18 protein-coding genes are annotated in these 26,156 nt (G+C 41.9%); 12 read left to right on the top strand and 6 right to left on the bottom strand.

Annotation, left to right across the window (positions count from 1 at the left end; all coding sequences use genetic code 11):
- Positions 1-383 precede the first annotated feature (383 nt).
- The 4 genes from F0261_RS01080 to F0261_RS20180 are packed head-to-tail and all read left to right on the top strand — an operon-like array spanning position 384 to position 7,904.
- Entirely contained in the window at positions 384-1,910 is a 1,527-nt protein-coding gene (locus tag F0261_RS01080) for an ATP-binding protein (RefSeq protein WP_171336987.1), read from the top strand.
- Positions 1,910-5,074, top strand: a complete 3,165-nt coding sequence (locus tag F0261_RS01075; RefSeq protein ID WP_171336986.1) for a Z1 domain-containing protein — start codon at positions 1,910-1,912, stop codon at positions 5,072-5,074. The genes F0261_RS01080 and F0261_RS01075 overlap by 1 nt, the downstream gene beginning before the upstream one ends.
- Entirely contained in the window at positions 5,074-6,036 is a 963-nt protein-coding gene (locus F0261_RS01070) for a PD-(D/E)XK motif protein (protein WP_171336985.1), read from the top strand. The genes F0261_RS01075 and F0261_RS01070 overlap by 1 nt, the downstream gene beginning before the upstream one ends.
- Complete coding sequence (locus F0261_RS20180; protein ID WP_171336984.1) at positions 6,036-7,904, top strand: AIPR family protein; 1,869 nt, start codon at positions 6,036-6,038, stop codon at positions 7,902-7,904. The genes F0261_RS01070 and F0261_RS20180 overlap by 1 nt, the downstream gene beginning before the upstream one ends.
- Positions 7,905-8,060: 156 nt before the next feature.
- On the opposite strand, the gene F0261_RS01060 is transcribed toward F0261_RS20180, so the two are convergent.
- From F0261_RS01060 to F0261_RS01050, 3 genes are all read right to left on the bottom strand, one after another.
- Positions 8,061-9,605 carry a DNA (cytosine-5-)-methyltransferase gene (locus F0261_RS01060; protein ID WP_171336983.1) on the bottom strand — a complete coding sequence of 515 codons (1,545 nt, stop codon included), beginning with the start codon at positions 9,603-9,605 and terminating at the stop codon, positions 8,061-8,063.
- Positions 9,606-9,722: 117 nt separating this feature from the next.
- Positions 9,723-12,299, bottom strand: coding sequence for a DEAD/DEAH box helicase (locus F0261_RS01055; protein WP_171336982.1), 2,577 nt, complete (start codon positions 12,297-12,299; stop codon positions 9,723-9,725).
- Between the two features lie 37 nt (positions 12,300-12,336).
- Positions 12,337-12,939, bottom strand: coding sequence for a class I SAM-dependent methyltransferase (locus F0261_RS01050; protein ID WP_367613844.1), 603 nt, complete (start codon positions 12,937-12,939; stop codon positions 12,337-12,339).
- 189 nt (positions 12,940-13,128) lie between these two features.
- Between F0261_RS01050 and F0261_RS01045 the strand changes: the two genes are divergently transcribed.
- The 4 genes from F0261_RS01045 to F0261_RS01030 all read left to right on the top strand — a co-directional run bounded on the left by F0261_RS01045 (position 13,129) and on the right by F0261_RS01030 (position 20,282).
- Positions 13,129-14,181 carry an HlyD family efflux transporter periplasmic adaptor subunit gene (locus F0261_RS01045; protein WP_171336981.1) on the top strand — a complete coding sequence of 351 codons (1,053 nt, stop codon included), beginning with the start codon at positions 13,129-13,131 and terminating at the stop codon, positions 14,179-14,181.
- Positions 14,181-16,913 carry a ribosome-associated ATPase/putative transporter RbbA gene (gene rbbA, locus F0261_RS01040; protein WP_171336980.1) on the top strand — a complete coding sequence of 911 codons (2,733 nt, stop codon included), beginning with the start codon at positions 14,181-14,183 and terminating at the stop codon, positions 16,911-16,913. The genes F0261_RS01045 and rbbA overlap by 1 nt, the downstream gene beginning before the upstream one ends.
- Before the next feature lie 3 nt (positions 16,914-16,916).
- On the top strand, positions 16,917-18,038 hold the full coding sequence (locus F0261_RS01035; RefSeq protein WP_171336979.1) for an ABC transporter permease: 1,122 nt from the start codon (positions 16,917-16,919) through the stop codon (positions 18,036-18,038).
- A 150-nt stretch (positions 18,039-18,188) separates the two neighbouring features.
- The gene (locus F0261_RS01030; RefSeq protein ID WP_171336978.1) at positions 18,189-20,282 is read left to right on the top strand and encodes a TonB-dependent siderophore receptor; all 2,094 of its coding nucleotides are present in this window, start codon (positions 18,189-18,191) and stop codon (positions 20,280-20,282) included.
- A 101-nt stretch (positions 20,283-20,383) separates the two neighbouring features.
- On the opposite strand, the gene F0261_RS20175 is transcribed toward F0261_RS01030, so the two are convergent.
- Together F0261_RS20175 and F0261_RS01020 are read right to left on the bottom strand one after the other, a co-directional pair.
- A complete protein-coding gene (locus F0261_RS20175) occupies positions 20,384-21,649 on the bottom strand; it encodes a sensor histidine kinase (RefSeq protein ID WP_171336977.1) in 1,266 nt (421 codons plus the stop codon).
- Between the two features lie 8 nt (positions 21,650-21,657).
- Positions 21,658-22,194, bottom strand: coding sequence for a heme NO-binding domain-containing protein (locus F0261_RS01020; RefSeq protein WP_240618805.1), 537 nt, complete (start codon positions 22,192-22,194; stop codon positions 21,658-21,660).
- A gap of 281 nt (positions 22,195-22,475) precedes the next feature.
- Here F0261_RS01020 and F0261_RS19820 point away from each other — a divergent pair, with 281 nt between their 5' ends.
- The 3 genes from F0261_RS19820 to F0261_RS01010 all read left to right on the top strand — a co-directional run bounded on the left by F0261_RS19820 (position 22,476) and on the right by F0261_RS01010 (position 23,665).
- Positions 22,476-22,631, top strand: coding sequence for a hypothetical protein (locus F0261_RS19820; protein ID WP_253819152.1), 156 nt, complete (start codon positions 22,476-22,478; stop codon positions 22,629-22,631).
- A gap of 126 nt (positions 22,632-22,757) precedes the next feature.
- Positions 22,758-22,997: a hypothetical protein gene (locus tag F0261_RS19815; RefSeq protein ID WP_253819151.1), complete on the top strand. Its 240-nt coding sequence runs from the start codon at positions 22,758-22,760 to the stop codon at positions 22,995-22,997.
- A 110-nt stretch (positions 22,998-23,107) separates the two neighbouring features.
- Positions 23,108-23,665, top strand: a complete 558-nt coding sequence (locus tag F0261_RS01010) for a hypothetical protein (protein ID WP_253819150.1) — start codon at positions 23,108-23,110, stop codon at positions 23,663-23,665.
- Between the two features lie 60 nt (positions 23,666-23,725).
- Here the strand turns inward: F0261_RS01010 and F0261_RS01005 are convergent, their stop codons facing one another.
- Positions 23,726-24,946: an acyl-CoA dehydrogenase family protein gene (locus tag F0261_RS01005; protein WP_171336976.1), complete on the bottom strand. Its 1,221-nt coding sequence runs from the start codon at positions 24,944-24,946 to the stop codon at positions 23,726-23,728.
- Positions 24,947-25,167: 221 nt separating this feature from the next.
- On the opposite strand from F0261_RS01005, the gene F0261_RS01000 reads away from it, so the two are divergent.
- Entirely contained in the window at positions 25,168-26,103 is a 936-nt protein-coding gene (locus F0261_RS01000; protein ID WP_253819149.1) for a LysR family transcriptional regulator, read from the top strand.
- Positions 26,104-26,156: the final 53 nt, after the last annotated feature.

Here is a 26,156-nt window from a genome sequence, read left to right as displayed (position 1 = left end):
TTTTACCTGCGCTACTTACAAAATAACGAAAAGCCGACTAAGTCAGCTTTGATTATGAAAAGAAATCTAGAGCTCTATTAATCACTCAATAAGAAAAATACTTATGTTCGAAAGATTGAATTTTATACTTAATAAGGGTTAAACATATTTAATCGGCTTGTACGTTCACCTATGATGATAATCTGTTCTCACTATCAGTTGCTCAGTTTAGAAAGTTAAGAAAGGGCATGTTGCTGATTTTCTAAAAATGGTTCATGGTGCTGTTCAAGGAGGCCAGTAAATGTGTTTTACTGAGAAATCTGATATGTTACCTTTCGATTTTTGAAAGTAAGGCTGTTGTTCTTAGCCAATGGAAGAAGTTTTACAAGGAATGTTAGCTTGAAATGAATGTATCCAAAAAAGCTGAACGGAGATACGTTTCCGCAATTCCAAATCCAGAATATCTAATCAAATCAATTTCTGAGCAAGGCTATTCTCTTGAATCTGCAATCGCTGATCTTGCGGATAACTCAATCACCGCTGGCTGCGATAGTATTGAGATCCTTGTAGACACTGAAAAGTCACCTTTTCAACTCTTTATATGTGACAACGGCGAAGGCATGTCCCCAAAAGAGTTAGAACAAAACTGTAAATTTCCGAGTAGTTCACCAGAGCACGTGAGAAGCGCGATGGATTTGGGGCGTTTTGGATTAGGAATGAAAGCCGCGTCTTTTTCACAGTCCAGAAAGTTTACCGTTTTATCGCGAAAAAAAGGAACAGACCGCTACCATGCTTTTACTTGGGATGTCGATTTTATAAAGAAAACCGGAGAGTGGCGTTTAATAATAAACTCAGATGCAGAGGTAGACCGTTTACTGCAAGACTATATTCGATTGAGAAGTTCTTATGTTGACCCTATTAAAGGATTCGAAGCGAACACAATTATTATTTGGTCCGGCCTATATAAGTTTGAAGACTACTTAAATGAAAAAAACCGTTCAAAAGCGCTAAATCGTGAAGTTTCAATAAATGTTTATGAGCATCTAGGTATCGTATTTCATAGATTTATTGAAGATAAGAAAAAGTCTTTAAAAATTAGGGTGAACAACCATCTAATCCAGTCTTTCAATCCATTTCCCGAGACTCATAAAGGTCTTAGAAGCATCGAATACAGACAAAAGCAATTTGGTAATGACAATATCAAGTTAGAGGGATTTGTACTTCCGTCTATCGCCCTTGACGAAGTAAAAAGTGAAAAAAATTGCTGGACTACGTCAAATAAAAGTTTAATTGATATGGAAGGAGTATATGTATACAGAGCTAATCGTTTGATTTTATACGGCGGTTGGAATGGCCTAATAAAGAAATATCCGAGGCTACAACTTGCAAGGTTGAGAGTTGATATCGGCAATAGTGCAGACCACCTATTACATCTTAACGTAGCGAAATCGGCGGTTATTATTCCGCATGACTTAAAAGAGGCATTTGAAGGTTACATTCGCGTCCTAACCACTGAAGCTACGAAAGAATACACCAATAGAGGTTTACGCAAATTCCCTGAACGAAAGAAGAAAGTTGATTTATCGCTATTCAATAAAGTTCACACAAATAAAGGGCCTATGCTTGAAATTAATAGTGAGTACCCGTTAGTTGAAATGTTGCGGGAGTCATTAAATGAGGAGCAAAAAAGCCATTTCAACTTGCTCCTGCGTGTGTTGAATCACTCTACTAACAAAATCCGAAATATTCACGAAGGGCAACCTCACTATGAAGTTTATTCAAAGCAAGAGGTTAACTCGCTTCAACACTTTGTTGAAAAGGCCAAAGAGCACGAGTTCCCTAACTCTTTTATTATCGAGCATATACGACAAAACTTCGGAATCAGCGAGACTAATCTTCCAAGCAATGTTTTAAAGTTACTGGAGCAGTAATGTTAAATTTTCAATTTGAATATCAAAACGCAATAAGACATCAATTTGCTCGCCACCAAAAAGAATTTACGTCAGGCTCACTGTCCAAGTTTTTAGAAGAATCATATGAGAAAACTCAAGACGCGGTGATGGCCATTGCGAACCTCTCTGGCTGGCCGTCAATATCAGAGGAAACCTTTGAAGAGTATTTTGATGCAATAAGAAAGGAAGTTTTGGCTACTACAGTAACAACAGTAGATGACCTAAATATTTTATCTAAAAACAAGGACACATGGCTGAATGGCTCTAGAGATGCAGAAATTAAGTGGAACTATACATCAAGATATTTGAAGCATTTATCTAATACGGGAAGAGCGGATACGGTAGTTCGAGAAATAGAGGCTTCGTCGAAAAAAATTCTTGGAAAACTGGGAGATCCTAAAAATGAAAACAGCTTTTTGATCAAAGGGTTGGTTGAAGGCGATGTGCAGTCAGGTAAAACCGGGAATTTTAACGCAGTAATCAACCGTGCAATTGATGCCGGCTATCGGCTTATTATCGTACTTTCAGGTCTTATGGATGATTTGCGTGTGCAAACTCAGGAAAGAATACAATTGGATGTAATAGGTGAAGGAAAAAAAGGGAAAGTAGGGGTCGGGCTAATCGAGTCTTTTGGTATTGATGTTGGATCGCCTGTCCAGCAAGTTAACTCTATAACTTCAGAAGATGCAGACTTTAGCAGTCCACTCGAGAAAGCCAATTTCTCAATGAAGCCTATAAACATTCTAGTATGCAAAAAAAATGTCAGTATTCTAAAAAATCTACTCATTTGGATTAACGAGAATTTATCTGAAGGGGAAAGCAAGCATGCTACTCCTTTCTTACTGATAGATGACGAAGCTGATAATGCATCTTTGAATAATGAGGGACACAAAGGGCAGGAATATGCATCAAAGATAAACGGCCACATTAGAGCGCTTTTGGATCTTTTTCATAAACGTTCATATTTGGGGTATACAGCAACGCCATTCGCAAATGTAATTCAAGATAGAAACGATGTTCCCGATAATGCATGGGAATTGACTTACAAAACTAAACAACAAGATAAGTCAGTTAAATTCAGCCAGATAAACAACTTGTTCCCAGATGACTTTATAGTGCAATTGAACTCGCCAACTAACTATGTCGGTGCTCAACGAATTTTCGAAACCCTATCTGATGAGGGTGTACCTAAATTGCCGGTTGTATTTTCTATTGACGATTACTCTGATGACTTTCCAAGTCGTGTACTAGAAGTAGCTGAGGAAGAAGTCATTGGTGTCGAGCGCTTTGACTCCAAACCTGATTGGGAAAAAAAGAACGGTAAATTTGGTACTTATAAACATTTCATTAGCTACTCTGATTACAGAAAAGGAACTAGAGCCGCAAAGGCGATAGATAAATTCCCAAAAAATCTTCCTGATTCACTTAAGCAGGCTGTTATGTGTTTTATTCTAGGTATTGCAGTAAGGGAACTGCGCCAACCCAAAATGCTTACGTCTAATCTGTATCAACCTCACAATACAATGCTTGTGCATATATCTAGATTCACGGCATGGCAGTCAAAGACAAAAAGACTTCTTAAAACATATTACTCAGATTTGATTTCGCGACTAGTAATGGATAAACCAAATGCACCTGGCTCTGTATATCTGCAATTTGAGAAGGTCTGGAGAAGGTATTATCACGACATAATTTTGAATATTAGGGAGTATTTGCCTAAAGGTTATGTAGATGAATTCATGACGCCTACTTCTTTCAACTCTGTCTTACCTGGATTGATAGATGCCGCTAAAGATATTGATATATTAGCGTTGAATAGCCAAACCAATGATGAGCTAGATTATAAAAAAAGCGATCCTAAAAAAGTAATTGCTATAGGAGGTAATCGGCTTTCAAGGGGCTTCACTTTGGAGGGTTTAATTACTAGTTATTTTGTTCGAACTACTAACTATTCAGATTCGCTACTGCAAATGGGGCGATGGTTTGGTTATCGCCCCGGGTATCTCGATTGCTGCAAGCTTTTTACCTCTCAAGATTTAATAGACAAATATGACTCGACAACTCTTTGTGTAGAAGAACTAAAAGCCGAATTTAAAAAAATGGATGATCTGGGCCGTACTCCAAGTGACTTCGAATTAAGAGTAAGAACACACGAAGGAGTTCTACAAATTACACGGCCTTCTATTTTGAAGAATACGGAGTTGGTGAAATGGTCCTATCAAGACTCTTTACAAATGAGTACATCAATTAACGTTGAAAAGGACCATATTTCAAATGTTTGGAGCGCATTCAAAGCCAAGCTCTCACCGGTAATGGCCGATGCTGAAATGAGGGGAACTTTACTTTGTAAACAAGTTAACTCTGAATTAATTCTGGAAATCTTAAAGGCTCAAAATAATTTCGACCCTACGAAATGCGAACTTATGGCTGCGTACATAAAAAAGTGTAACGAAAAAGGACTTCTTCAAAATTGGACTATTGCGATAAAAACGACTGGTACGTCCAAAAGTTCAAATGGGCTGGGCCAACTAGGTACTGCTGAAAGTGGCTTGCCAATTGATGTAACTTTAGCCGTTCGACGTGGGCCAAAGCCCGGAGAACGTTTCTTCGATGAGTTAATTAAAAACTCTACTTTCAAAGCTACGTCAAAGTCTGCAAACATAATGTCTAGTGGTAGAGACATGGCAGCTGCAATTACTGAAACCACTGCGAATATGGCTGACACTGAATACTACAAGGAACAAGCTTCAGGTCTTATGAAGCTGGATCCTTCATTGAGTGAGAATGAAGCACTAGAAAAAGCCAAGCAAAAAAATGTTCCAGAAAGAGTTTACCGCGAAAAGCTATCACCAGAAGAGGGTATTTTGATCGTGTATCTTTTTGACTCTTATTATTCATTTAGGCAAGAAAAAGGCGAGGAGATTCCAGAGTATTCTGCATGGGTTAGGGAAAAAGGGATAGACCTAAGTGTTCCTCTAATTGGCTTGGCAATAGGATTTCCGCCTATAAGCCGTAACCAAGATCCCAGCGGTGTATATGTAAAAGGCGATTACAATTTGCAAGAAATGAGTGAACTCGAAGAAGACGATTGTAACGACTTTGAGCAAGGTGGTTCGGCTTTACCAGATGATGTGAATATTTAATGAATTTAAGTAGTAAGTGGGCTCAACTTGACAGCGCCATATTGGATGGAAAAGGGTTAAAGACTATTAGGTTATCGGAGCTCTGTATATTAGAACTATTTCTAGCCATTGACAAAGATAAATGCCGTTATCTCATTCTCCATTTACCCGATAATTTTCAGCCATCTATCGAAATTTTAGAGAATGAGAATATTGTATTAACTTATTCCCGCGCGCAACAGCTGATCGCAATAAAGTTAATTGATATAGAATTTGATGATTTATTTGACGATCTAATAGTGTCAATGTTTAACGCAATAAGTAAAGAGTCATCAATTGAGATAGCATCGAAACGCATGATAGAAAATTTCGTCAAATGGAATCAATTTTTTCGTAAATTAGAGAAAAAAGTATATAGCGAAAAAACAATTCTAGGAATTTGGGGAGAGCTATTTATTCTGAAAAAACTTGTTGAGAAAAACTCGAAGGCAATCGAAGTTGACAGAGTTTTAGAAGCTTGGACAGGCCCCTTTGATTCAGTTCATGACTTTACGTTTAGCGATATAAGTATTGAGGTCAAAAGCAAGCTTTCTACGCAAAATTCTATAAATATTGCAAGCGAATTTCAATTAGATTCCGGGGCAGTAGAAAATTTAGAGCTTTGTATCGTTAATGTTGAAAAAGACGTTAATGGTCTAACTATCGAAGATTTATATAGCAAAATAAAAAAAATTATATTAGAGAAAAGTGCCGACCTCTCGCTGTTTATAGCTCGCTTAATTGCCTTGAAACTAGATGAACGCAATTTGAAAAGATACGAAAACTATTCATATAAAGCATCGAGAGTTACATATTACAATTGTCTAGACGAAAAATTCCCAAAAATTGTTCGAAGCAGGCTTGTTGATGAAGTATTTTCAGTCAAATATAAATTAGATGTTTCCAGCTTGAATGAATTTATTTTGTACACGGAGAAGTATTAGTGTCATTTCAATCCCTTATTGATATTCGAGACGAGTTACTGGAAGCATCAAAGGATGAGCATGATTTTGTTCAGCAATATGCACTTCTAGAACAAATACCACCTCATTTAGTAGACACAAAGTTAATTGACTCTGAGGATATCAACAGCGCTTATTTTTCCTCAGAAGCTGATAACTTAAAACTAAATGGGTACACTATAAATTTTACCGGCGAGCGACTACAGATTTTTATTATTAATGATAAATATCTGTCACAAAGTGACAATGACATCCTCGTTTCTCAGCGTTCAGAATATGATACCGAGTTTAAAAAAGTCATCAGATTTATCACTTCTGCGATTAAGGGAAATTTAGATGACTTACAAGATTCGGAACCAGTAAAGCCACTTGTTGCTAAACTAAGGTCTATTGAGGGCTTAAAAGCCTTTGATGTAATTGAAATATTCTTAGTTTCGTTGTCAATAACAGTAATGAACCGTGGTGGCGAGGCACATTTAAAAAGCATCCATTTCGAAGAAGAAAACAAAACATTCAACGTAAAGCAAAACGGCGAGGTTTTTTCAAAAGAACTCCTATTTGTTAGGCGAGTAATCGACTTAAATTACATAGCCAATTGCCTAGTATCTCAAGGAAGAGGTAAACCTCTTAAAGTTGTGTTTAAGGACGTCGTTAACAAGGACATTGAAGTTATTAAAGCTGCGGAGGAAAGTGAGTTTGAATCCTATCTTTGTGTTTTGGATGCCGATATGCTCGCTGACCTTTACAAGCGCTATTCCTCCCAGCTGTTAGAAAAGAATGTCAGATCTTTCTTACAGTTTAAAGGCGTCAATCGCGGCATCAAATCTACGATTAAAAATGAGCCAGAAAAGTTTATTGCATATAACAACGGTTTAACTATTACAGCTACTGATGCCAAAGTCTATTACCAGAAGAAGTCTTGGTACTTGTCCTCTTTGGAAGACTTTCAAATTGTCAATGGTGGTCAAACTACAGCAAGTATTTATTTTTCACGTAAAGAGGGACTGGATATTTCCAAGGTTAAAGTCATGGCAAAAATAAACGTTGCCAAAAACAACAAGACCTCTGAACTAGACGATTTAATTTCAAAAATCAGTGAATATTCAAACAGTCAATCAAGGGTATCGAGAGTAGATTTAAGATCTAGAAGCCCTAAACTCGTTCAGTTAAAAAGGTTAAGTGAAACCGTGATAACACCATCTGGCGGTTATTGGTTCTTTGAGCGAGCAAAAGGTGAATTTAATACACGAGTAAGAAAGGACAACAATCCAGCTAAACTCAAAAGAGACTTCCCCACGAGTAAGCGTTTTACAAAAGAGCTTCTAGCTAAATATTATTGTGCTTGGGGTGATATTCCATACTTAGTAAAGAAAGGCGGTGAAAAAATCTTTCGATTATTTATAGAAGAGCTGGAGCCTGAAGAGGGTGAAGGTATTGAGATAAATAGAGATTTTTATGAGCGATTAGTAGCTAAAATGATTCTTTTTAGAAAGATGGAAGAGCTCTATGGAGCTGGAAAAAATGCTATTGGTCAACTGCGTTCAGCTGCTGTTCCTTACTCTATTGCCGCAATTTATGCTTATACAGATGGAAACCCTAAGTCAGCTAACTTTGCTTTAGATAAGCTATGGAAGCAAGAAGTCATTAGCGGCGATCTAGAAGATATGTTGTTTAAGTTACTCTCTTTGATGAATGATTTAATAAAACGGTATTCGTTAAGTGACGACTGTGGTGAATATGCCAAAAAGTCCGAGTTGTGGAATGTTATTAAAAATTCTAAAGAATTAAACCATTTTTATGATTCCAATGAGTTTCAACTTTCAATAAAGAAGTACAGGGCTATCGATTAATTAATATTTATGTAGCTTAAATTTTTGATTTTAAAGCTGCCGATGTTTGTCACCAAAGGTAAGTGAAAAGGAAGACTTCACAAGTTATGCATAGCTAAGTTGAGATTTTATTTTCTACTTATTGAGTAAGCTATAGCGAATCATACTTTGCATAGCTTAATTCAGTAGTTCCATTATAACTTTACCGATCTGTTTTGCTAAAAACGGTGGTACGGCGTTTCCAACCTGAACATACTGATTAGTTCTTTCACCTTCAAAATAATAGTTATCGGGAAAAGTTTGCAAACGAGCGGCTTCTCTTACAGTAAGGCTCCGGCACTGTTTAGGGTCGTAGTGTACAAAGTGATGACCATCTTTAGCGATATGGCTGGTAATTGTTTTTGAGTACGAATTTGCCGGTTGGACTCTAAAGCGATCCGCGTGATCACCTGATTCCCAATTTTTATGGTTAGGTGCTAGCTCTTTTGGAAAGTCTCTCGACTTTGGCGATATACCTTCATTTAATTTCGCATGTACAGCACAAAAGGCATAACGTAACAAATCTGACTCCATATGACCCCGAGTATCATGATTTAATACGTATTTTAGATTTTCATCCAATAACCAATCCTTTAGGGGCGATGTGAGTTTGGTTTCTTCGATATTTGCATGTTGAGATTCGACTCTATTCAGCTTCTTAATAGGCTCAATATCTAGATCATCAATAGTTTTCTTTGAGTAAATACCAGTCTTCTGGAGTAATCTTTTTAAGTATTTTGCGTTCTTTGAGATTACTCTAGTCCAAACCTGCTGCTCGTTCTCGGTTTTCTTAGAAAATCCACTTCTAAGCGGCGGTAAATCGCTTAGAACACTCTCTACACTTATCGTATTGTCTGCTTTTTTTAGTGTTGACGGTATAGCTTTTATATCTTCTCTAACACCTATTAAAATTACTCTATGACGAGCCTGCGGAATACCATATTCTTCTGATTTTATGAGAAAATCTCTCGAATCTTTATATTGAGGATTGTCGGGATTCTCCGCATTTACAACAAGTGAGTATATTTTGTATTTGGGACCATTCTTTACCTTAGTTACTCTACTTGGATTTCTTAAATCCTTTAACATTTGCGGAAACATGACTTTGCCGTTTAATTTTGCAGACAGAATTCCGCGAACGTTTTCCATTATAAATACGTTTGGCTTGGCAATGGACAGCACTTTCAAATACTGAAGATAAAGGAAGTTACGGGAATCTTTCTCAGCTTTATAGTTTTTGATACCGGCGTTGCGGGATCTTCCTGCCAAAGAGTAAGCTTGGCATGGGGGTCCCCCGATTACCACCGTCGGCCCGGTATGCTTTTTCGTTAACTCTCGGATACGTTCATGAATTAAGTTGTTATCAGCGCCTAGCTCTCTTGGCCCCTCTAGAGTTTCAATGTTCGCTTCTCTCGCTTGTTCAGGGTAGCGTTGAAAAAGAGCTTCTCTGGAAAGATTGCCCCTAACATATTCATAGTAATCATCGAGTCCGCCGGGCAAACCTTTTACTTTTCTGAAAAATGCTCTTGTTGTTAGAGTTTTATGTGCATGCGGATCTTTCTCAACAGACAACCCGATTTGAAATGGACTACTTCCATTTTTGTGTCGACAAGAAGATATTCCTTCACCTAACCCACCCGGACCGGCAAACAAATCGATTACTAGAACTTCGCCTGTTTTCACAATAGCCACTATATTAAAAAAATGCTGAGCAATAATACCAGGCTAAAAGTTTTGAGCAATATTAATATTATTCTGCTTCTAAACGACTTAGTCTCACCAAGTTATCAATTGAAAAAACTATTCACTAAAGAGTTCCTTTTTGAACGCGCCACCTTCAACATTTTTATCGAAGTAACTTTTCCCATCCTCAAGCATTTGCCTCCTAATTAACTCTATGTCGCTGCTCTCAAGCTTCTCCCACAAAACAGCATCAAAGGCTAGTTTGTCTAAATCCTTGGCGTGGTACATAAAGCTTTTGCGCTCGAACTTTTCGAATGGATTCTGCAGAATACTTTTAGTTAGCTGTTTTTTGTCATTTAGAAACTCCCCTTTATTCAAAGGGCTGTTTGGTTTTTCTGCTTTACCGTATTTTGTCAGTAAGTCTTTATAAAATGACTGGTAATCATCTCTTAGCAATGTAAGTGATACTTCGCCAGTTTTATCTGCGTGCTTAAGCATCAAAAGTAAAAAGATGATTTTGAATGAAAACGTGTAATCTCGTTGCTCTAAAAACTCGAGAAAATCATCCCTTCTTGTGGCTTCGCTACGAAGCTTCAGGTTTTTCGCTTCGCGTATTTCGTGAACTCTACTTTGTTTATAATAGTTAAGCATTTTATTGCCAAACGGCAACTGCTTGTCTGGAGCTATACTTTGATTTTTCACCCAGTTCTTAACCGTCCCCGTGGAAACAAATAGCTCTCTTGCAAGTTGTTCATCATTTACATAGTCGCCGAATTCATCCTCAAAATTAAATAGCTTAATGGGTCTCAGTATTCTTACGGATTCATGAAGGTGGTCAAGAACAATCTCTTCACCTACAGGTACTGCGTTTGGGTTGAACACATCAGCGAAAGGCTTGTAATCAGTTAAATTGAATATACTGTGTAAGCTCCATGGTTGAAGCACTGGTCCATAACTATCAACCACGTCAACTACATAAAGCGCTTCTTTGCCCGGGTGGTTTCTTGTGCCTCTTCCCAACTGTTGCATGTAAAGCACTTTGGACATGGTTGGCCTTGCCATTACGACAATCGAAGTGTTGGGGGCGTCCCAACCCTCATTTAACAAATCACATGCACATAAAAACCGTAGCTTCCCATCCTTATATTTTTGAAGGCCTTCGCGGCTGTTTGCCGATACTGCTTCTGCACTAATCATGTGTTTATTTAGTAGGTCTGCAAGCCTATTCGCGTGCTTTACATCTACGCAAAATATTACGCCTTGAAGTGAAGATAGAGATTGGCGGGTAGTGGTGTCTTCTTGGCTAAAGTATTTAGAAATAACGTCAACAATCAGCTGATCTCGAGAAGGGATAATGACGTTCTTGTTGAGGTCGCTTTTTACGAATTCTTTCCCATTGAATCGTACTTGTGAAAAATCAATATTACTCTCTAATCGAAAAGCGCGTATAGGGGGTAAGAGGTTTTGTTTTATCGCCTCTTCTAGGGTCATGTTTATTTGATATCTACCAAAAATCTCAGCTAAATCTTTCTGGTCTAGCCGTTTATCGGTTGCTGTACAACCGAGTAAGGTTTTGGGCTTGAAGTGCTCTAAAACTCTTTTAAGACCTTGTGCAGGTGCATGGTGTGCCTCGTCCACCACAATGTAGTCAAAGTAATCTAATGAAAGAGAAAAGAAGCTTCGTTGTATGGCTTGTGTTGTTTGTACGATTACATCTGCTTCGGTATCGGTTATATCCGAAGATACTATTAGGGAAGGGTTGCGCTCCAGAAAACGTGATTTTGTTTGGTTGCGAAGGTCTTTGAAAGGTACTATGACCAATGCACGTTTAGCCCGTCCCAGCTTCCGCTGCCTATGGTGGTCTGCAATAAATACTTCTGTCTTGCCTGTACCAGTAGGCAGTATCAGCAAGAAAGTATCCTTTCCCGCTTCCCTATTATTTTGTATGTCAGATAGTGCGTCTTCTTGATGTTTGAAAAGTGAAAAGCTGATATGACGAAACTGACTTGCTGAGGGTTTTTCGCAGAACGTTTCGGGCGTCCCAAAATATAGACGAATTTGATCGGCAAACTTTTTTTCGTCGGCCATTCCCGCATTTGACCAACGGTAGACTTTTATACCGTCTTTCATTAATGAGTTTTGTTTAAGCAATTGAGAAAGGTACCGTTTTCTATTAATAACGAGCGGGTGATGAAAAGCTTCGCCGTTTAATTCAATTGCAATGTCACCGCTTTGTGTTTTTAGTACGTAGTCTACATAGCGACTTTTACCAAGCAGGTCGATGTACTGATATTCACGTGTAAGGGCATAGAGATACTTAGAACCATAAACCTGTTCAAACAGGCTTTCGAAGTTATACTCAGGCTTCGTAGGATCTATTTCGTTTGTGTGCCTGTCAGTTCCATACTGTTTGAAATCGTATTCTTCTTTTGTTTCACCTAAAACGGTATCAAAGAGCCATTTATTGTCCGCTTCTTGATCATCAATGAATCTATAAAGCTTGGTAAATTTATGCATAAGCATATTTTGCCAACCCGTATATTCATGATATCGATATTGAGGTTTGTCACTACCATAAAACTGCGTATCTAGAATAACGCCAGTCTGTTGCTCGGCATCACTATATAGGTATGAAGTATATTGAGAGTCGATGAGTTGAAAACCTTTTCGCTCTAGTAACTTTGATAAACTCATCCATTTAAATCCGTTGTTGCGACATTTTTCCCTGACATTATCCCTTCACCACTTCTACCGTAACCCACTTCACATCATCACGCTGCAACCCGTCCTTACCAGGAACAGGGTTTAAGTTGCGTGCCTTTAGGTCGTTACTTTCCGCTAAGGTCGCTAACTCTTCATAACTAACGGGGTGCATGGGCCGTGCTTCATCGTTTGGGCCGAACCGAAGGCTTATGTACATTGCTCCATTTTCTGAAAGTAACTCAGCTAACCGTTTCAATGCTGGTGGTCGTTCAACTTCTGGCAAGTGCATCCACACAGCAGAAAGCAGTATCAGGTCGTATGTTTTTGGCTGTTGGGGTAGGGCGTTCAGCGCGGGTAGGCTGGCGTTACACCATGTAACACTGTTATGTGAATTTGCCTGTGCTAAATTTCTTAGCTCATCAGCAGGTTCTGCTGCTGTTACTTTCCACCCTTGTTCGGCTAACCAGTTGGCGTCGCGGCCGCTTCCTGCACCTACGTCTAGCGCATTGCCTTTTTTGGCAGTTTGTAGAAATGCTTTCCAATTACTGTGCACACTTTCGGCCTCTACCGAATTGTATAAATCGTAGTAGTGCCGTGCTTTTTCGCTGTAGTGTTCAATTGTTTTTGTCACTGTGAACAGAGTCCATTCGTTGTTTTAATTTAATTTACCGCATGCCTTAATACTCGGCTAGTAAAGCCAACCTACCAAAAGTTTGATCCAGCGCAAAGTCTAAAGTGCACTACTCAGTATACTTAAGCTATTAACCTTGGCGTTTTCGCCACTTCTCACCTTTATTGTTAGACCGCAGGGAGCGCCGCTGTGAAAAAAACGCCGTTTATTTTATCTATTATGTTCGTTGTGTTTTTGGTTGTGGTTGTTAGCACTATTTTTAGTGGCCCTGAAAATGTTGATGTAGTGTCGGGGAATGGGCGCATTGAAGCTACTGAAATTGGTATTTCAGCTAAAGTGGCAGGCCGTGTAGAAGAAATTTATGTGAACGAAGGTGACAGAGTAACGGCGGGTGATGTGGTCGCTAAACTCGATACCACTACCATTAATAGCCAGCTTCAGCAGGCCAAGGCGCAGCGTCAGCAAGCTAAAAGTGCGGTAGAAGCTGCAAATATGGCGGTTGCACAGCGCCAAAGCGAAAAGTCAGCACTTCAAGCTGCATTGCTACAAACTAAAGCCGAGCTAAAAGCCGCCGAAGCGCATGCTGCCCGTACTAATGAATTGTCAAAAACGGGTGCAGTGTCTAAGCAATTGGCAGAAGATAATCTAACCACTGTTGAAAGCGCAAAGGCAGCGGTAAATGCTGCTAATGCTCGTTTAACAGCGGCCGATGCCACCATTGAAGCTTCGCGTGCGCAATATTACTCTGCACAGGCGGCAGTAAGTGCGGCCGATGCCACTATTGCGCAAATTCAGTCTGAAATTAACGATATGGTGTTAAAAGCACCACGTAGTGGGCGCATTCAATACCGTGTTGTAGAGCCTGGCGAAGTTGTTGGCGCAGGTGGCCGTGTACTTAGTTTGGTCGACCTAACAAACGTATACATGACATTCTTTTTACCTGCCACGCAGGTGGGCAAGCTAACAATGGGCGGTGAAGCTCGCATTGTGCTTGATGCTGCGCCCGATGTAGCTATTCCGGCTACCATTTCTTACGTTGCCGATGTGGCGCAATTTACACCTAAGTCGGTTGAAACCCAAAGCGAACGAGAAAAGCTAATGTTCAGGGTTAAAGCACAAATTCCTATAGATTTGTTAAAGCAGCACATTGAGAAAGTGAAAACGGGGCTGCCAGGTGAAGTATGGGTTAAGTTAAATGACAACGCCGAATGGCCTAGCGACCTACCTGAGCTTGTCGACTAATGAGCAATATTATTGAGTGCAATGCGCTAACGGTTCGCTACAAAAGCACCACGGCCATTCACAATATTGCCCTTTCTATTCCCGCAGGCCTGACGGTAGGCATTATTGGGCCTGACGGTGTGGGCAAATCTACGTTGCTATCGCTTATTGCCGGCGAGCGAGTTATGCAAAAGGGGCAGTTGCAGGTACTTGGTGGCGATATTCGTGATGAAAAGCACCGCGCCGCTATATGTTCCGACATTGCATATATGCCGCAAGGCTTAGGTAAAAATTTATACCCCACGCTATCGGTAGAAGAAAACTTACAGTTTTTTGCCAAACTTTTTGGGCATAATCGCGCGCAGCGTCGCATTCGAATAGATAACCTTACCAAACGAACCGGGCTTTACCCGTTTTTATCGCGTCCGGCTGGTAAGTTGTCTGGTGGAATGAAGCAAAAGCTCGGTTTGTGCTGTGCCTTAATACACGACCCCCGCTTACTTATTTTAGACGAACCCACCACAGGGGTAGACCCCCTTGCCCGCAGTCAATTTTGGTCGCTTATTAAAGATATCCGCAAAGCCCAGCCGAATATTACGGTACTGGTAGCTACAGCCTATATGGATGAAGCCCAACAGTTTGATCATCTAATAGCGTTAAATGCAGGTGAAATACTGGCAAGTGGCTCGCCAGCGTCATTGCTTGAGGAAACGCAAACCACCAATTTAGAAGCGGCATTCATAGCGCTTTTACCCGCAGGCGCAAAGCAGCAGCATCGCAACGTAGTTGTGCAGCCTTATAAAGCTAGTGAGCATACCAAAACCGCTATTGAAGCTAAAAATCTTACTATGAAGTTTGGCGATTTTACGGCAGTAAATAACGTTAGCTTTACTATTGGGAAAGGCGAAATTTTTGGCTTTCTAGGCTCGAATGGCTGTGGTAAGTCTACCACCATGAAAATGCTTACTGGCCTGTTGCCGCAAACCTCTGGCGAGGCATGGTTACTGGGCAGCCCGCTTGCTGCTAACGATATCAACACCCGCTACCGCGTAGGTTATATGTCGCAAAGCTTTTCTTTGTATACCGAATTAACCGTTCGGCAAAACCTTACGCTTCATGCCAAGCTATTCAAAGTAGCTAGCAAGATACTAAATTCGCGGGTAGATGAAATGCTTAACCGCTTTGCCTTAAGCCATCATCAACACAGCCTACCGAACGACCTTCCGCTTGGTATTCGCCAGCGTTTGTCATTAGCCGTGGCCATGGTTCATAAACCTGAAGTATTAATATTAGATGAACCCACTTCTGGCGTAGATCCAGTTGCCCGAGATAACTTTTGGCAGTTGCTTATTTCCTTAGCGCGAAAAGACGGCGTAACCATTTTTATCTCTACTCATTTTATGAATGAGGCAGTACGTTGCGACAGAATTTCGCTAATGCATGCAGGCGAAGTGTTGGTAACCGACACACCTGAGGCCATAAAAGCATCTAAATCTGCCGATACGTTAGAAAGCGCGTTTATCGATTACTTAGTTGAAGCACAAACGCCTGCGAACCAGGCTCAAAAGCCAGAGCAAAGCGCGCAAGAAAGTTTTAGTGCAGATAAAACCACACCACCAAGCAAACGCGCAAAAGGCTTACGACGGTTGTTAAGCTACGCTTCGCGCGAAACCCTTGAACTTATTCGCGATCCTATTCGCTTAACTATGTCGTTCCTAGGCAGCATGGTGTTAATGGTAGTAATTGGCTATGGCATCACTATGGATGTCGACGACTTAAGCTATGCTGTATTCGACCGCGATCAAACTTCTACTAGCCTTAACTATCGCAATGCTTTATCTGGCTCACGCTATTTTAATGAGCAGCCTGCTATAACCAGTTACGCCGATATGGACCGGCGAATGAAAAGCGGCGAGCTTTCATTGGCTGTGGAAATTCCCCCCGAATTTAGCCAAAAGCTGCATAAGGGCGAACAGGTAGAAATAGGGGCATGGATTGATGGCTCTATGCCATCACGGGCAGAAACGATAGAGGGTTATGTAACAGGTATTCACTTGAAATGGCTTTTGCAGCAAGCTTCACAAGCTAGCCAAGTGCAGTCGACCAGCAGTATTAATGTGGAATCACGCTATTTATATAATCCAGATGTTCAAAGCTTAGTGGCAATCGTACCTGCGGTAATGCCCATGTTATTGTTGATGATCCCTGCGCTTTTAACGTCGCTGGCGGTGGTGCGTGAAAAAGAGCTAGGCTCGATAATCAATTTGTACGTCACACCAGTTACACGCATCGAGTTCTTGTTGGGCAAGCAGCTACCCTATATCGCTACTTCGTTTGTTAGCTTCTTGCTGTTAGTTGCAATGGCAGTGTGGCTTTTCGATATCCCATTAAAAGGGGATATGCTGGTGCTATGCATTATAACGTTGTTATTCGTTACTTTTTCTACCAGCTTTGGTTTGTTGGCTTCAGTTTTTACGAACAGTCAAATTGCCGCAATTTTGCTTACCACCATTGGCACCATGGTTCCGGCTGTGCAGTTTGCAGGCATGATAACGCCAGTTTCTGCCTTAGAAGGGGCAGGGCGCTTAATAGGAGAGCTTCACCCCATTAGTTATTTTTTAACTGCTAGTAGGGGAATATTTAGCAAAGGGTTAGGCTTTGGTACGCTTGATTTTGCAGTGTTTGCCATTGCTATTTCTATTCCAATTACACTGTGGCTTGCCACTGTTTTGTTGCGCAAGCAGGAGCGCTAAACCGTGGAAATTAAAAATGTAACCCAGTTAAGTATAAAAGAGCTTTGGAGTCTTTGGCGCGACCCGGCCATGCTTATTCTCATTGCTTATGTGTTTACAGTAAACATTTACACTGCGGCCACTGCGGTACCCGAATCTTTGCACAATGCGCCCATTGCCTTTGTTGATCACGACAACTCGCAGATATCTAATCGAGTGATAGATGCTTTTTACCCTCCCTATTTTCTAGCGCCAGATATCATTGAAAGTAATGAAGCCGACACGTATTTAGACACAGGTAAGTATACCTTTGTGGTTACCATTCCCCCTGAGTTTGAAAAAGACATTATGGCTGGGTTACAGCCCGACGTTCAGGTTAACATTGATGCCACGCGTATTAGCCAGGCGTTTACCGGTAATGGTTACATTACTGAAATAATCACCGATGAAGTGAACGCATATTTACAGGGTTATAAGTCTGACACTGTTTACCCTGTCGAACTGATCATGCGAGCCCGCTTTAACCCCGCGCTTGAAAGTTTTTGGTTTGGTTCTGTTATGGAACTTATTAATGCTGTAACAATGGTAGCCATAATTTTGTCTGGGGCTGCGCTTATTCGAGAGAAAGAGCGCGGCACTATAGAGCACCTGTTAGCTATGCCAGTGTCAGACAGTGAAATTATGCTTTCTAAACTGTTAGCTTCGGGGGTAGTTGTGTGGGTTACTACCTTGCTTTCGGTGTATTTAATTATTCAATGGGTACTTGGCGTACCAATCAATGGCGAAATATGGCTTTTCATGGTGGCTGTTGCTTTACAGTTATTCGCCGTATCGAGTATGGGTATTTTTATGGCCACTATTGCACGCTCTATGCCCCAGTTCGGATTGTTACTCATCTTAGTGTTATTGCCGCTACAGTTGCTTTCTGGTGGTGTAACACCAAGAGAAAGCATGCCTGAATTCATTCAACACGCAATGTTGCTAATGCCCAATACGCACTTCGTAATGGCTTCCCAAGGGGTATTGTATCGAGGGGCGGGCGTTAGCGTTATATATCCTCAGTTATTGGCGCTTTTAGCTATTGGTTGTGCGTTTTATTTTATAGCGCTTAAAAGGTTTAAAAGCACCATTGGTAGTATGGCTTAGAAGCGCTATCTAGTTTTGCGTCCATTCTCTGTTTTATTGCTCTATTTTTAATGTAAATAGAAATAATTGTCATTTAAATTAAGCTTAAGCTGTTTTATACTCCTGCCCCGAAAACATCCAAACCCTTCAAAACCAATAACAGAGAAAACCATGAAATTAAGCAGTTTATTTGCACTAACGCCTATCGCGTTTGCGTTGTCGGTAAATGCGCAAACTACGCAAAGCGATACGGTAGAAGTAAAAGAAGCAGACGTTGAAAAAATTCGTATTGTTGGCGTTCGTCAAAACCGCGTTAGCCGCGGCGCAACGGGCTTAACCATGGAAATTAGCGAAACGCCTCAGTCTATTAGCATTCTTTCTGAAGACCTAATGCAGTCGTTCGGTGCGTTTAATATAAACGATGCGCTAAAGCTAGCGCCGGGTATCAACGTAGAAGAGTGGGAAACTAACCGTACCAACTATACGGCCCGTGGTTTTGAAATTAAAAACACTCAAATTGACGGTGTAGGCCTGCCGAACGACTGGGGTATTGTTACCGGCTCTGTTGAAGCGTACGGTTATGAAGAAATTGAAGTTATTCGTGGTGCCAATGGCCTTTTAACCGGTGTGGGTAATGCGTCGGGTACCATTAACTATGTGCGCAAGCGCCCAACTAACGAAGAGGGCGGTGAAATTGGCGCAAGCATTGGCTCGTACAACTTTAAGCGCGTACAGGGCGACTATTCAATGCTGCTTACCGAAGACGGCAGCTGGGCAGCTCGCGTAGTAGCCAGTGTTGAAGATAAAGAGTCGCACCTTGATGGCCTAGAGAACGATCGCAGCTTTGTTTACGGTGTTATCGACGGTCAGTTAACCGACAATGCTACAGTAACCTTTGGGTTGTCTTACCAAGATGCTAATACCGACGGCAACACCTGGGGCGGGCTAGTGTTTAACTATACCGAAGGCACCCAAGCCGAGTGGGACATTAGCGATACCACTACCCAAGAGTGGACGAAATGGGATACCGAAACCACCAATGCGTTTGTAGAGCTAGACTATGTGTTCGATAACGATTGGCAGCTACTGCTTAGCTATAACTACCGCGACTTTGAAGATCAAAGCAAACTGTTTTACGCCTACGGCGCAATTGATAAAGACACAGGCTTAGGCCTGGTTGGCTGGCCGGGTCGATACGATTCTGAGCGCGATTCTCATCTAGTAGAAGGCCGTGTTTTTGGTGATTTTTCGCTATTCGGTCGCAACCATGAAGTGAACTTTGGGGTAAGCCACGCTACCAGCGACGATGTGTCTTTCGTTCACGCTTTTGATTATGCCACTACACCTGCCTATGGGCCAACGCCTGCGTTCCCTTATGCGTTAGATGCTATTGCCGAGCCTGATTGGCTTGCCGCTTCAGAGTATTCAAACATTGAGCAAAACCTAACCCGTTACTTCGGTTCTGCGCGTTTCAGCGTTACCGATGAAATGCATGTTATTGCTGGTTTCAACGCTATTGATTTTGAGCGTACAGGGCAAAACGCTGGCGCCGTTATCGATAACTCAGAAAGCGAAGCCAGCCCTTACGTTGGCGCTACTTACGCGGTAACAGAAGACGTGAACGCGTATGTAAGTTATTCAGATGTGTACCAGCCGCAAGAGCAGTACGACATCAACGGGCAGTACCTTGACCCAACTAAAGGCCAAAACTTTGAAGCAGGCGTGAAAGCCCAGTGGTTCGATGACCGTTTATTAACCACGTTCGCGTACTTCACTGCAGAGCAAGACAATTTGGCGGCCTACGCTGGCACTAACCCAGACACGCTTCAGTACTACTACAAAGGCGTGTCGGTAGAGTCTGACGGTTTTGAAATTGAAGTAGCAGGGCAGGTAACCGATGCTCTGCGTGTTAATGCGTCTTACACCGCTATTGACGTAGAAGACGAGCAAGGTAACGATGCTAACTTATGGGCACCGCGTGACGTAGTAACCTTTCAGCTAGCGTACACAGTACCGCAAGCACCAGAAGTAGAACTGGGTTTTGGCGGTCGCTGGCAGTCTGAAATAAGCAATGTGGATTATAACGTTGAACAAGGCGCGTATTTCTTAGGTAATGTGTATGCATCACGCGCGTTTACTGAAGATCTTACTGTTCGCATGAACATCAATAACATCTTCGATAAGAAGTACATTAACAGCCTACACACCGTGGGTTATTACGGCGCAGGCATTAACGCCCAGCTAAGTGCGTCGTATACGTTTTAATTGCGCTATACGCCCGCCGTATTAATACGTGTTTTAGCGTAATGCGGTGGGCGTATTGCGCCGTCTTCATTCACTGACGGTTGTGACGAAGGCGTCGCCCGTTAACTTTCTGCTATTGCTTCGCTATCAGCAAGCGGTAGTTCAATTGTGAACGTGGTGCCCACGCCTTCCTTACTTTCCACTGAAATGCTGCCATTGTGATTTTCAATAATGCCGTGGCTAATGGCTAAACCCAGTCCCGTGCCTGAGCCTACTTCCTTCGTTGTAAAAAATGGCTGAAAGAGCTTGGGTAGGTTATCTGATGAAATACCGCAGCCATTATCGGCGATGTAAATTTTTACCGAATTCTCAAGTTCTTCAGTTTTAATTGAAATAACGCCGTCTTTTTCTACTGCCTGGGTAGCGTTCATTACAAGGTTAATAAAAACTTGGCTTAGTTCGGTTAAGTTACCGTTGATATATACATCGTTTTCCCGTTCATAGTGAAGGGTTACATTGTGCCTTAGCTCGTTATTAAGTAGCGACAGGGTTAAATCGATAGCCTGTTGAATCGACATGACTTCTTGTTTTGAGTCTGACGGGTGGGCAAAACTTTTTAGCCCCGCTACGGTTTTACTTACCCGTTTACTGCCATCGATACTTTGGTCAATTAAAGGCCCTATATCTTCGCAAATGAAATCAATGTTATCCCAGTTCACCGCAATGTTGGTGAGCGTATCGAGTTGCTCCTTATCTTTGTCAGGCAAGTTGTTAAGCTTGGTAAGAAGCGGGGCGATATCGTCCATATAACTTTTTAGCGTATTTAAGTTGCTTAACAAGAAGCCTATCGGGTTATTTATTTCATGGGCTACACCAGCTGCCAGCACACCAAGCGACGCCATTTTCTCTGCATGCAATAGCTCCTGTGTGCGCTGCTCTACCAATTTCTCCAAATGTTTTGCGCTCGCTTTTAACTCGTCATTTAGCTGTATCATTTCCTGATACATGCTTTCTTTTAGCTGAAGCGTGCCAATGTAAAAGTTGATGGGGTCGTGATGCACAAAGTCGTTTAACGCCAGGTTCATTTTCGACAGCTGCCCCATGTTGGTTAGCTGCGGATAACCGATAAAGCAATAGTTGCCATCTACTTCGTAGAACGCGCCACCAAAAACGAAGGAGGGGCTTCTAATGGGGCAAAGAGTAATAAGCTGCCCGTTGAACATTTTAATAATTTGGGTGCTTAAAGGCAGCTGTGGTGCCACAAGCTTAAATAGCTCTGAAAACGGTGCGTTTACCGTAAGCTCAGGGCATACTTTGCCAAACGCATTACTGAAATTAACAATGTTGAGCTTTTCATCAAAATCTAATTGAAACGTTTGTGATTGCACTGGCTAGCTCATTTAAAGTCGATGCGAAAGGTGCTAAACGGGTTGTTTTCGTCTCGCAGTTTAACGGTTGAAATTATTGCCGGCTGATTAAAGTGTTCGCACACACCCATTAGTAGGCCTTCCACAAAAGGCTCAAGGCCGTCTCGTGATGAGTGATAATGAATAGTGATGCTGCCATCGTCGTTTTTCTCGCATAGAAACGATGGAGGCACTAGCTCTTCCAGCTGAGCTGAAATTACTTGGTGCATGTTGTTTAAATTGGAAATAAATTCAAATGCGCCGCCTGAGACCAGCGAATACATTTCTTTGTAGCTGCCTTGGGATGTTTCTTTTACCCAGTCTTCCCCCATTTGACGAAGAAATACGGCTAAGTCTACGTTTAGATGCTCAACAGACGCACCAACAATACCGAATGTCACTTCATCACTATATGGCTGTACTTCTAGAAAGGTCGACTCGTAATCTCCCAAGGATGTTTTTATTTCATCCCATGCAGATTGGCCGTATCGATTAATTACTGTTGTGGATATAAATTTGTTTATCATGCCGTACACGGGGCATCTCCTTTACACTACCTATGAAAAAAACATAGCACAGGGTTTTGAAACTGCGAGAGTGAGAAGCTTTTTATTAAAATTTATATTACTTTTCACGCATTCGTTAAATGACGAGCTTAAAGTGCAAGCGCAAAAAACGCCTACGATTAACATTCAGCTACGTTTTAAAAAGCTAGATATAGAAGAACGCAGACTTAACCTTAATTAATTTGATTGTAAATTAACCAATGCCTAATGTTATGAGAGTGAGACTTATTAAGGAAAACGTTATGCAATCAATGAAGAAAGTACCATTGTTCTTTAGTACTGCTATTTTGTGCCTTGGTATGAACTTGCCGGTATTAGCTCAACCCGATAGACAGTCTGTTGAAACTATCGACGTACAGGGCGAGAAAACCACACCTCAATTGAAGCGTGCCTTTTAAAAGCAGCAAATGGCGTTTATTGAGTTATATAATTCCGTTAACACAGATGCCCAGTTCGACGTAATTTGTAAATGGCGCAAATTTACCGGCAGTCAGATCGCTCGCAAGTTGTGCGAACCCAGATACATGATTGATTTTCGTGCCTTAACGGTGCAGACCTGGTCAACGCAGCCTGGTATCGACTTTAACCGCTTGCCTAGCGACGACACGCTACGCTTCTTAACACAAGATACCCGTGAAGAAGCTTATAAGCATGTGGCAGCGCTAGTGGCAACCCACCCTAAGTTGTTAGACAGCTTCTTAAAGCTTGATGCCATACACGAACGTATAAAAGCGCGTAAAGAAGAAGGCATGAAGGGCGAATAGCGCTGCTAGTACAAAGGTACTAATAATTGTCATGGACTAAAGCATAAGCGCCTTGCTTAAAATTTAGGCGCTTGCTACTGTGGTGTTACATCCAAAAAAAAGGACCTTTTATGAAACGCGCATCAATGGCTTCACTCTCGTCTGTTTTTAAGGCGCTTGGCACTGTTTTTTTACTTTCTGCGTCAGGCTTTGCGCTTGCCCAAACAGACAAGCCAGAATCGGATAAAGAGAGCATGGAGCGAATAGAGGTTGCAGGGCAGAAAACCATTGCTCAGCTTAAAAATGCGTTTGATAAACAACGCTTCGAATTTTTAGATTTATATAACACCATCAACGAGACAGCTAAGTACGATGTACTGTGTAGCTATCATCGTCCGATAGGGTCGAAGATAGCCAAAAAACAGTGTGAGCCACGTTATTTGAAAGATTTTCGTGCTATCGCAACGCAAACGGCATTAATGTCTTCTTCTTCCCCCGGCTTTGATATAAGTCGTCTTCCGACAGATGACCACATCGTATTCCTTACAAGGGAACAGCGCAAAGATGCCTTTAAGCACGTGGCTGCCCTTATCGCTACGCATCCTGAATTGTACGAAAGTTTTGCTCAGTTAGATGCGTTGCACCAGAATATCGAAGCGCGTAAAGAGCAAGCCAAGAAAGACTATTAAACGTTAAATTAAAACGCGGCCTATCTTATGTTAGGCCGCGTTTTTTTGTGTAAGCTTTTGCTACTGATATTTTTTAAGCTCTAGGCGCGACACCATACCTTTGTGCACTTCGTCTGGGCCGTCAGCTAGGCGAAGGGCTCTTGCGCCAGCCGCAAAACGGGCGAGTGGGAAGTCGCTACACATGCCTGCGCCGCCGTGAATTTGTAGTGCCATATCTACTACGCTTTGCAGCATGTTCGGCACTACTACTTTGATGGCTGAAATCTCTGTCATAGCGTGTTTAACGCCAAGGTTATCTATCTTCCATGCTGCGTGAAGGGTAAGCAAACGCGCTTGCTCTATTGCCATGCGAGCATCAGCAACGCGCTCTAGGTTACCTCCTAAACGAATGATGGGCTTACCAAAAGCAACCCGTTCGTGACCCCGTTTAAGCGCAAGCTCTAATGCTTTTTCGGCCATACCGATAGCGCGCATGCAGTGGTGAATGCGGCCTGGGCCTAAGCGACCTTGTGCTATCGCAAATCCTTTGCCTAAACCCATTATAATGTTGTTCTTACTTACTCGAACATTATCAAAGTGCATTTCGCCGTGGCCGTATGGCGCGTCGTAATCGCCGTAAGCATCTAGCATACGCTTTATAGTAATTCCGGGTGTGTCTAGCGGCACTATTACCATACTGTGGCGGCTGTGCTTGTCATTTTCTGGGTTGCTAAGACCCATGAATATCGTGAATGCCGCGTTAGGATGGCCTAAGCCTGTCGACCACCACTTCTTGCCGTTAATAACGACATCGTCACCATCCTCAATAATGGTTGCGGCCATGTTGGTCGCATCAGACGATGCAACATCAGGTTCTGTCATGCCAAATACTGAACGAATTTCACCAGCCAGCAATGGTGTCAGCCACTGTTCTTTTTGTGCATCGCTACCAAAGTGATACAGCACTTCCATGTTGCCGGTGTCAGGTGCATTACAGTTAAATATTTCAGGGGCAAAGAGGTATTTACCCATGCGCTCAGCCATTGGCGCATATTCAAGTGTGGTTAGCCCCTGACCTAGTTCAGCATCTGGCAGAAATAAATTCGCCAAGCCTGCTTCACGTGCTTTGGCTTTTAGTGCCTCGGTACCAGGGTGTAGCTTCCAGCTTTTCCAATCGCCGTGATTATTTTCCTTATGGTGAAAGTCATAAACTTCATTTTCGATTGGCGCGATATGTTCAGCAATGAAGTTATCAAGTTTTTCTAATAAGGCTTTGGTTTTGTCGTTATGTGAGAAATCCATAGGGTACCTTTATCTTTATATTGTTCGCTTTAATTTGTAATGCTTAGAAACAGCGTATTTGAGTTTCGCATCACATGGTCGGGTTGTTTATCCAAGCGCGCAAAACCATGTATTGTGATCATCGAATAGGGCGCGCGAATGTACTTCGTTAGGCTCATACTAGAGAAACTTGCTCAGTGAATGAAATGAAATATAATCCTTAAATGGTGTGAATTTTATTCATGGTTTGGCGAATGCTTGAAGACAGACAATTTGAAAAGCTCGATTTGAATTTGCTGAAGGTGTTTGAAGCTCTTTGGCAGCATAGAAACATGACCCGGGTGGCTGAAGCGCTGCACATTACGCCATCGGCAGTTAGCCATGCCATGCGCCGGTTTCGGGATATTTTAGGCGACCCGCTTTTTGTAAAAGAAAAGCAAAGTATGCTGCCCACCGCAGCCTGTGAACGGTTAGCCCCCGCTATATTGAAAGCCTTGAGCGATATTCGAAAAGCGCTAGGGGAGTTTGCTAACTTCAACCCGTTACACAGCCATCAGCGCTTTGTTATTGCTATGCAAGAGTCATTAGAGTTAGGGGTTTTGCCCGTACTGCTTTCTACCTTAGAAAAACAAGCTCCTAATATTGAGATAGTAAGCACTCGCTTACATCGTGACACCATACTAGCTGATTTAACCAACCGAAACCTTCATTTGGTCATTGATATTGGCCGCGCCGTTGCTGCACCTATTTTCCATTCGCTTTTACGTCGCGATACCTACAAAGTGCTTATGAATAAGCAAAATCCCTTGGCGCAGAATTTAGATAAGAAAAAGTACGTGGCTGCACGTCATATTACGGTATCTAACCGCGCTAAAGGCGCGTCGGTAGAAGAAATTGCGCTGCAACAATTAGGCGTAAGTCGGCCCTCTCTATGGCGTTGCCAAAATTACCGGGCGGCAGCAGATGTGGTGGCTAATACCGAGGCTTTGTTAACCCTGCCGGGTTCTGTGGCCGATGCAGTAAGCGACGATAACCTGCTAAGCACTAAACTGCCTTATCAAATACCTGCACTGGAAACGCACCTTTACTGGCATAGCCAGCAAGAAGGCGAACCCGGGCTGATGTGGCTTCGCGATTTAATGCTACACTTGTTCGCTGAATCTGGTCTTACCAGATAGGTTCTGATAGGATTTAATGCTATCGACGCAGGTTCGGGTGAAAGGAAGTAATA

The sequence above is a fragment of the Alteromonas sp. 07-89-2 genome (assembly GCF_013113925.1).
Taxonomy (GTDB): domain Bacteria; phylum Pseudomonadota; class Gammaproteobacteria; order Enterobacterales; family Alteromonadaceae; genus Alteromonas; species Alteromonas macleodii.
Note: the sequence above shows the minus strand (reverse complement) of the source record. Positions and strands in the feature narration are given on the sequence as shown.

Excerpts from the sequence above, each read along its gene's own strand:
- F0261_RS01000 (WP_253819149.1), top strand. The coding sequence starts at position 25,168 with ATGGTTTGGCGAATGCTTGAAGACAGACAATTTGAAAAGCTCGATTTG.
- rbbA (WP_171336980.1), top strand. The coding sequence starts at position 14,181 with ATGAGCAATATTATTGAGTGCAATGCGCTAACGGTTCGCTACAAAAGC.
- F0261_RS19820 (WP_253819152.1), top strand. The coding sequence starts at position 22,476 with ATGCAATCAATGAAGAAAGTACCATTGTTCTTTAGTACTGCTATTTTG.
- F0261_RS01080 (WP_171336987.1), top strand. The coding sequence starts at position 384 with ATGAATGTATCCAAAAAAGCTGAACGGAGATACGTTTCCGCAATTCCA.
- F0261_RS01055 (WP_171336982.1), bottom strand. The coding sequence starts at position 12,299 with ATGAGTTTATCAAAGTTACTAGAGCGAAAAGGTTTTCAACTCATCGAC.
- F0261_RS01075 (WP_171336986.1), top strand. The coding sequence starts at position 1,910 with ATGTTAAATTTTCAATTTGAATATCAAAACGCAATAAGACATCAATTT.
- F0261_RS01010 (WP_253819150.1), top strand. The coding sequence starts at position 23,108 with ATGAAACGCGCATCAATGGCTTCACTCTCGTCTGTTTTTAAGGCGCTT.
- F0261_RS01070 (WP_171336985.1), top strand. The coding sequence starts at position 5,074 with ATGAATTTAAGTAGTAAGTGGGCTCAACTTGACAGCGCCATATTGGAT.
- F0261_RS01005 (WP_171336976.1), bottom strand. The coding sequence starts at position 24,946 with ATGGATTTCTCACATAACGACAAAACCAAAGCCTTATTAGAAAAACTT.
- F0261_RS01020 (WP_240618805.1), bottom strand. The coding sequence starts at position 22,194 with ATGATAAACAAATTTATATCCACAACAGTAATTAATCGATACGGCCAA.
- F0261_RS19815 (WP_253819151.1), top strand. The coding sequence starts at position 22,758 with ATGATTGATTTTCGTGCCTTAACGGTGCAGACCTGGTCAACGCAGCCT.
- F0261_RS01030 (WP_171336978.1), top strand. The coding sequence starts at position 18,189 with ATGAAATTAAGCAGTTTATTTGCACTAACGCCTATCGCGTTTGCGTTG.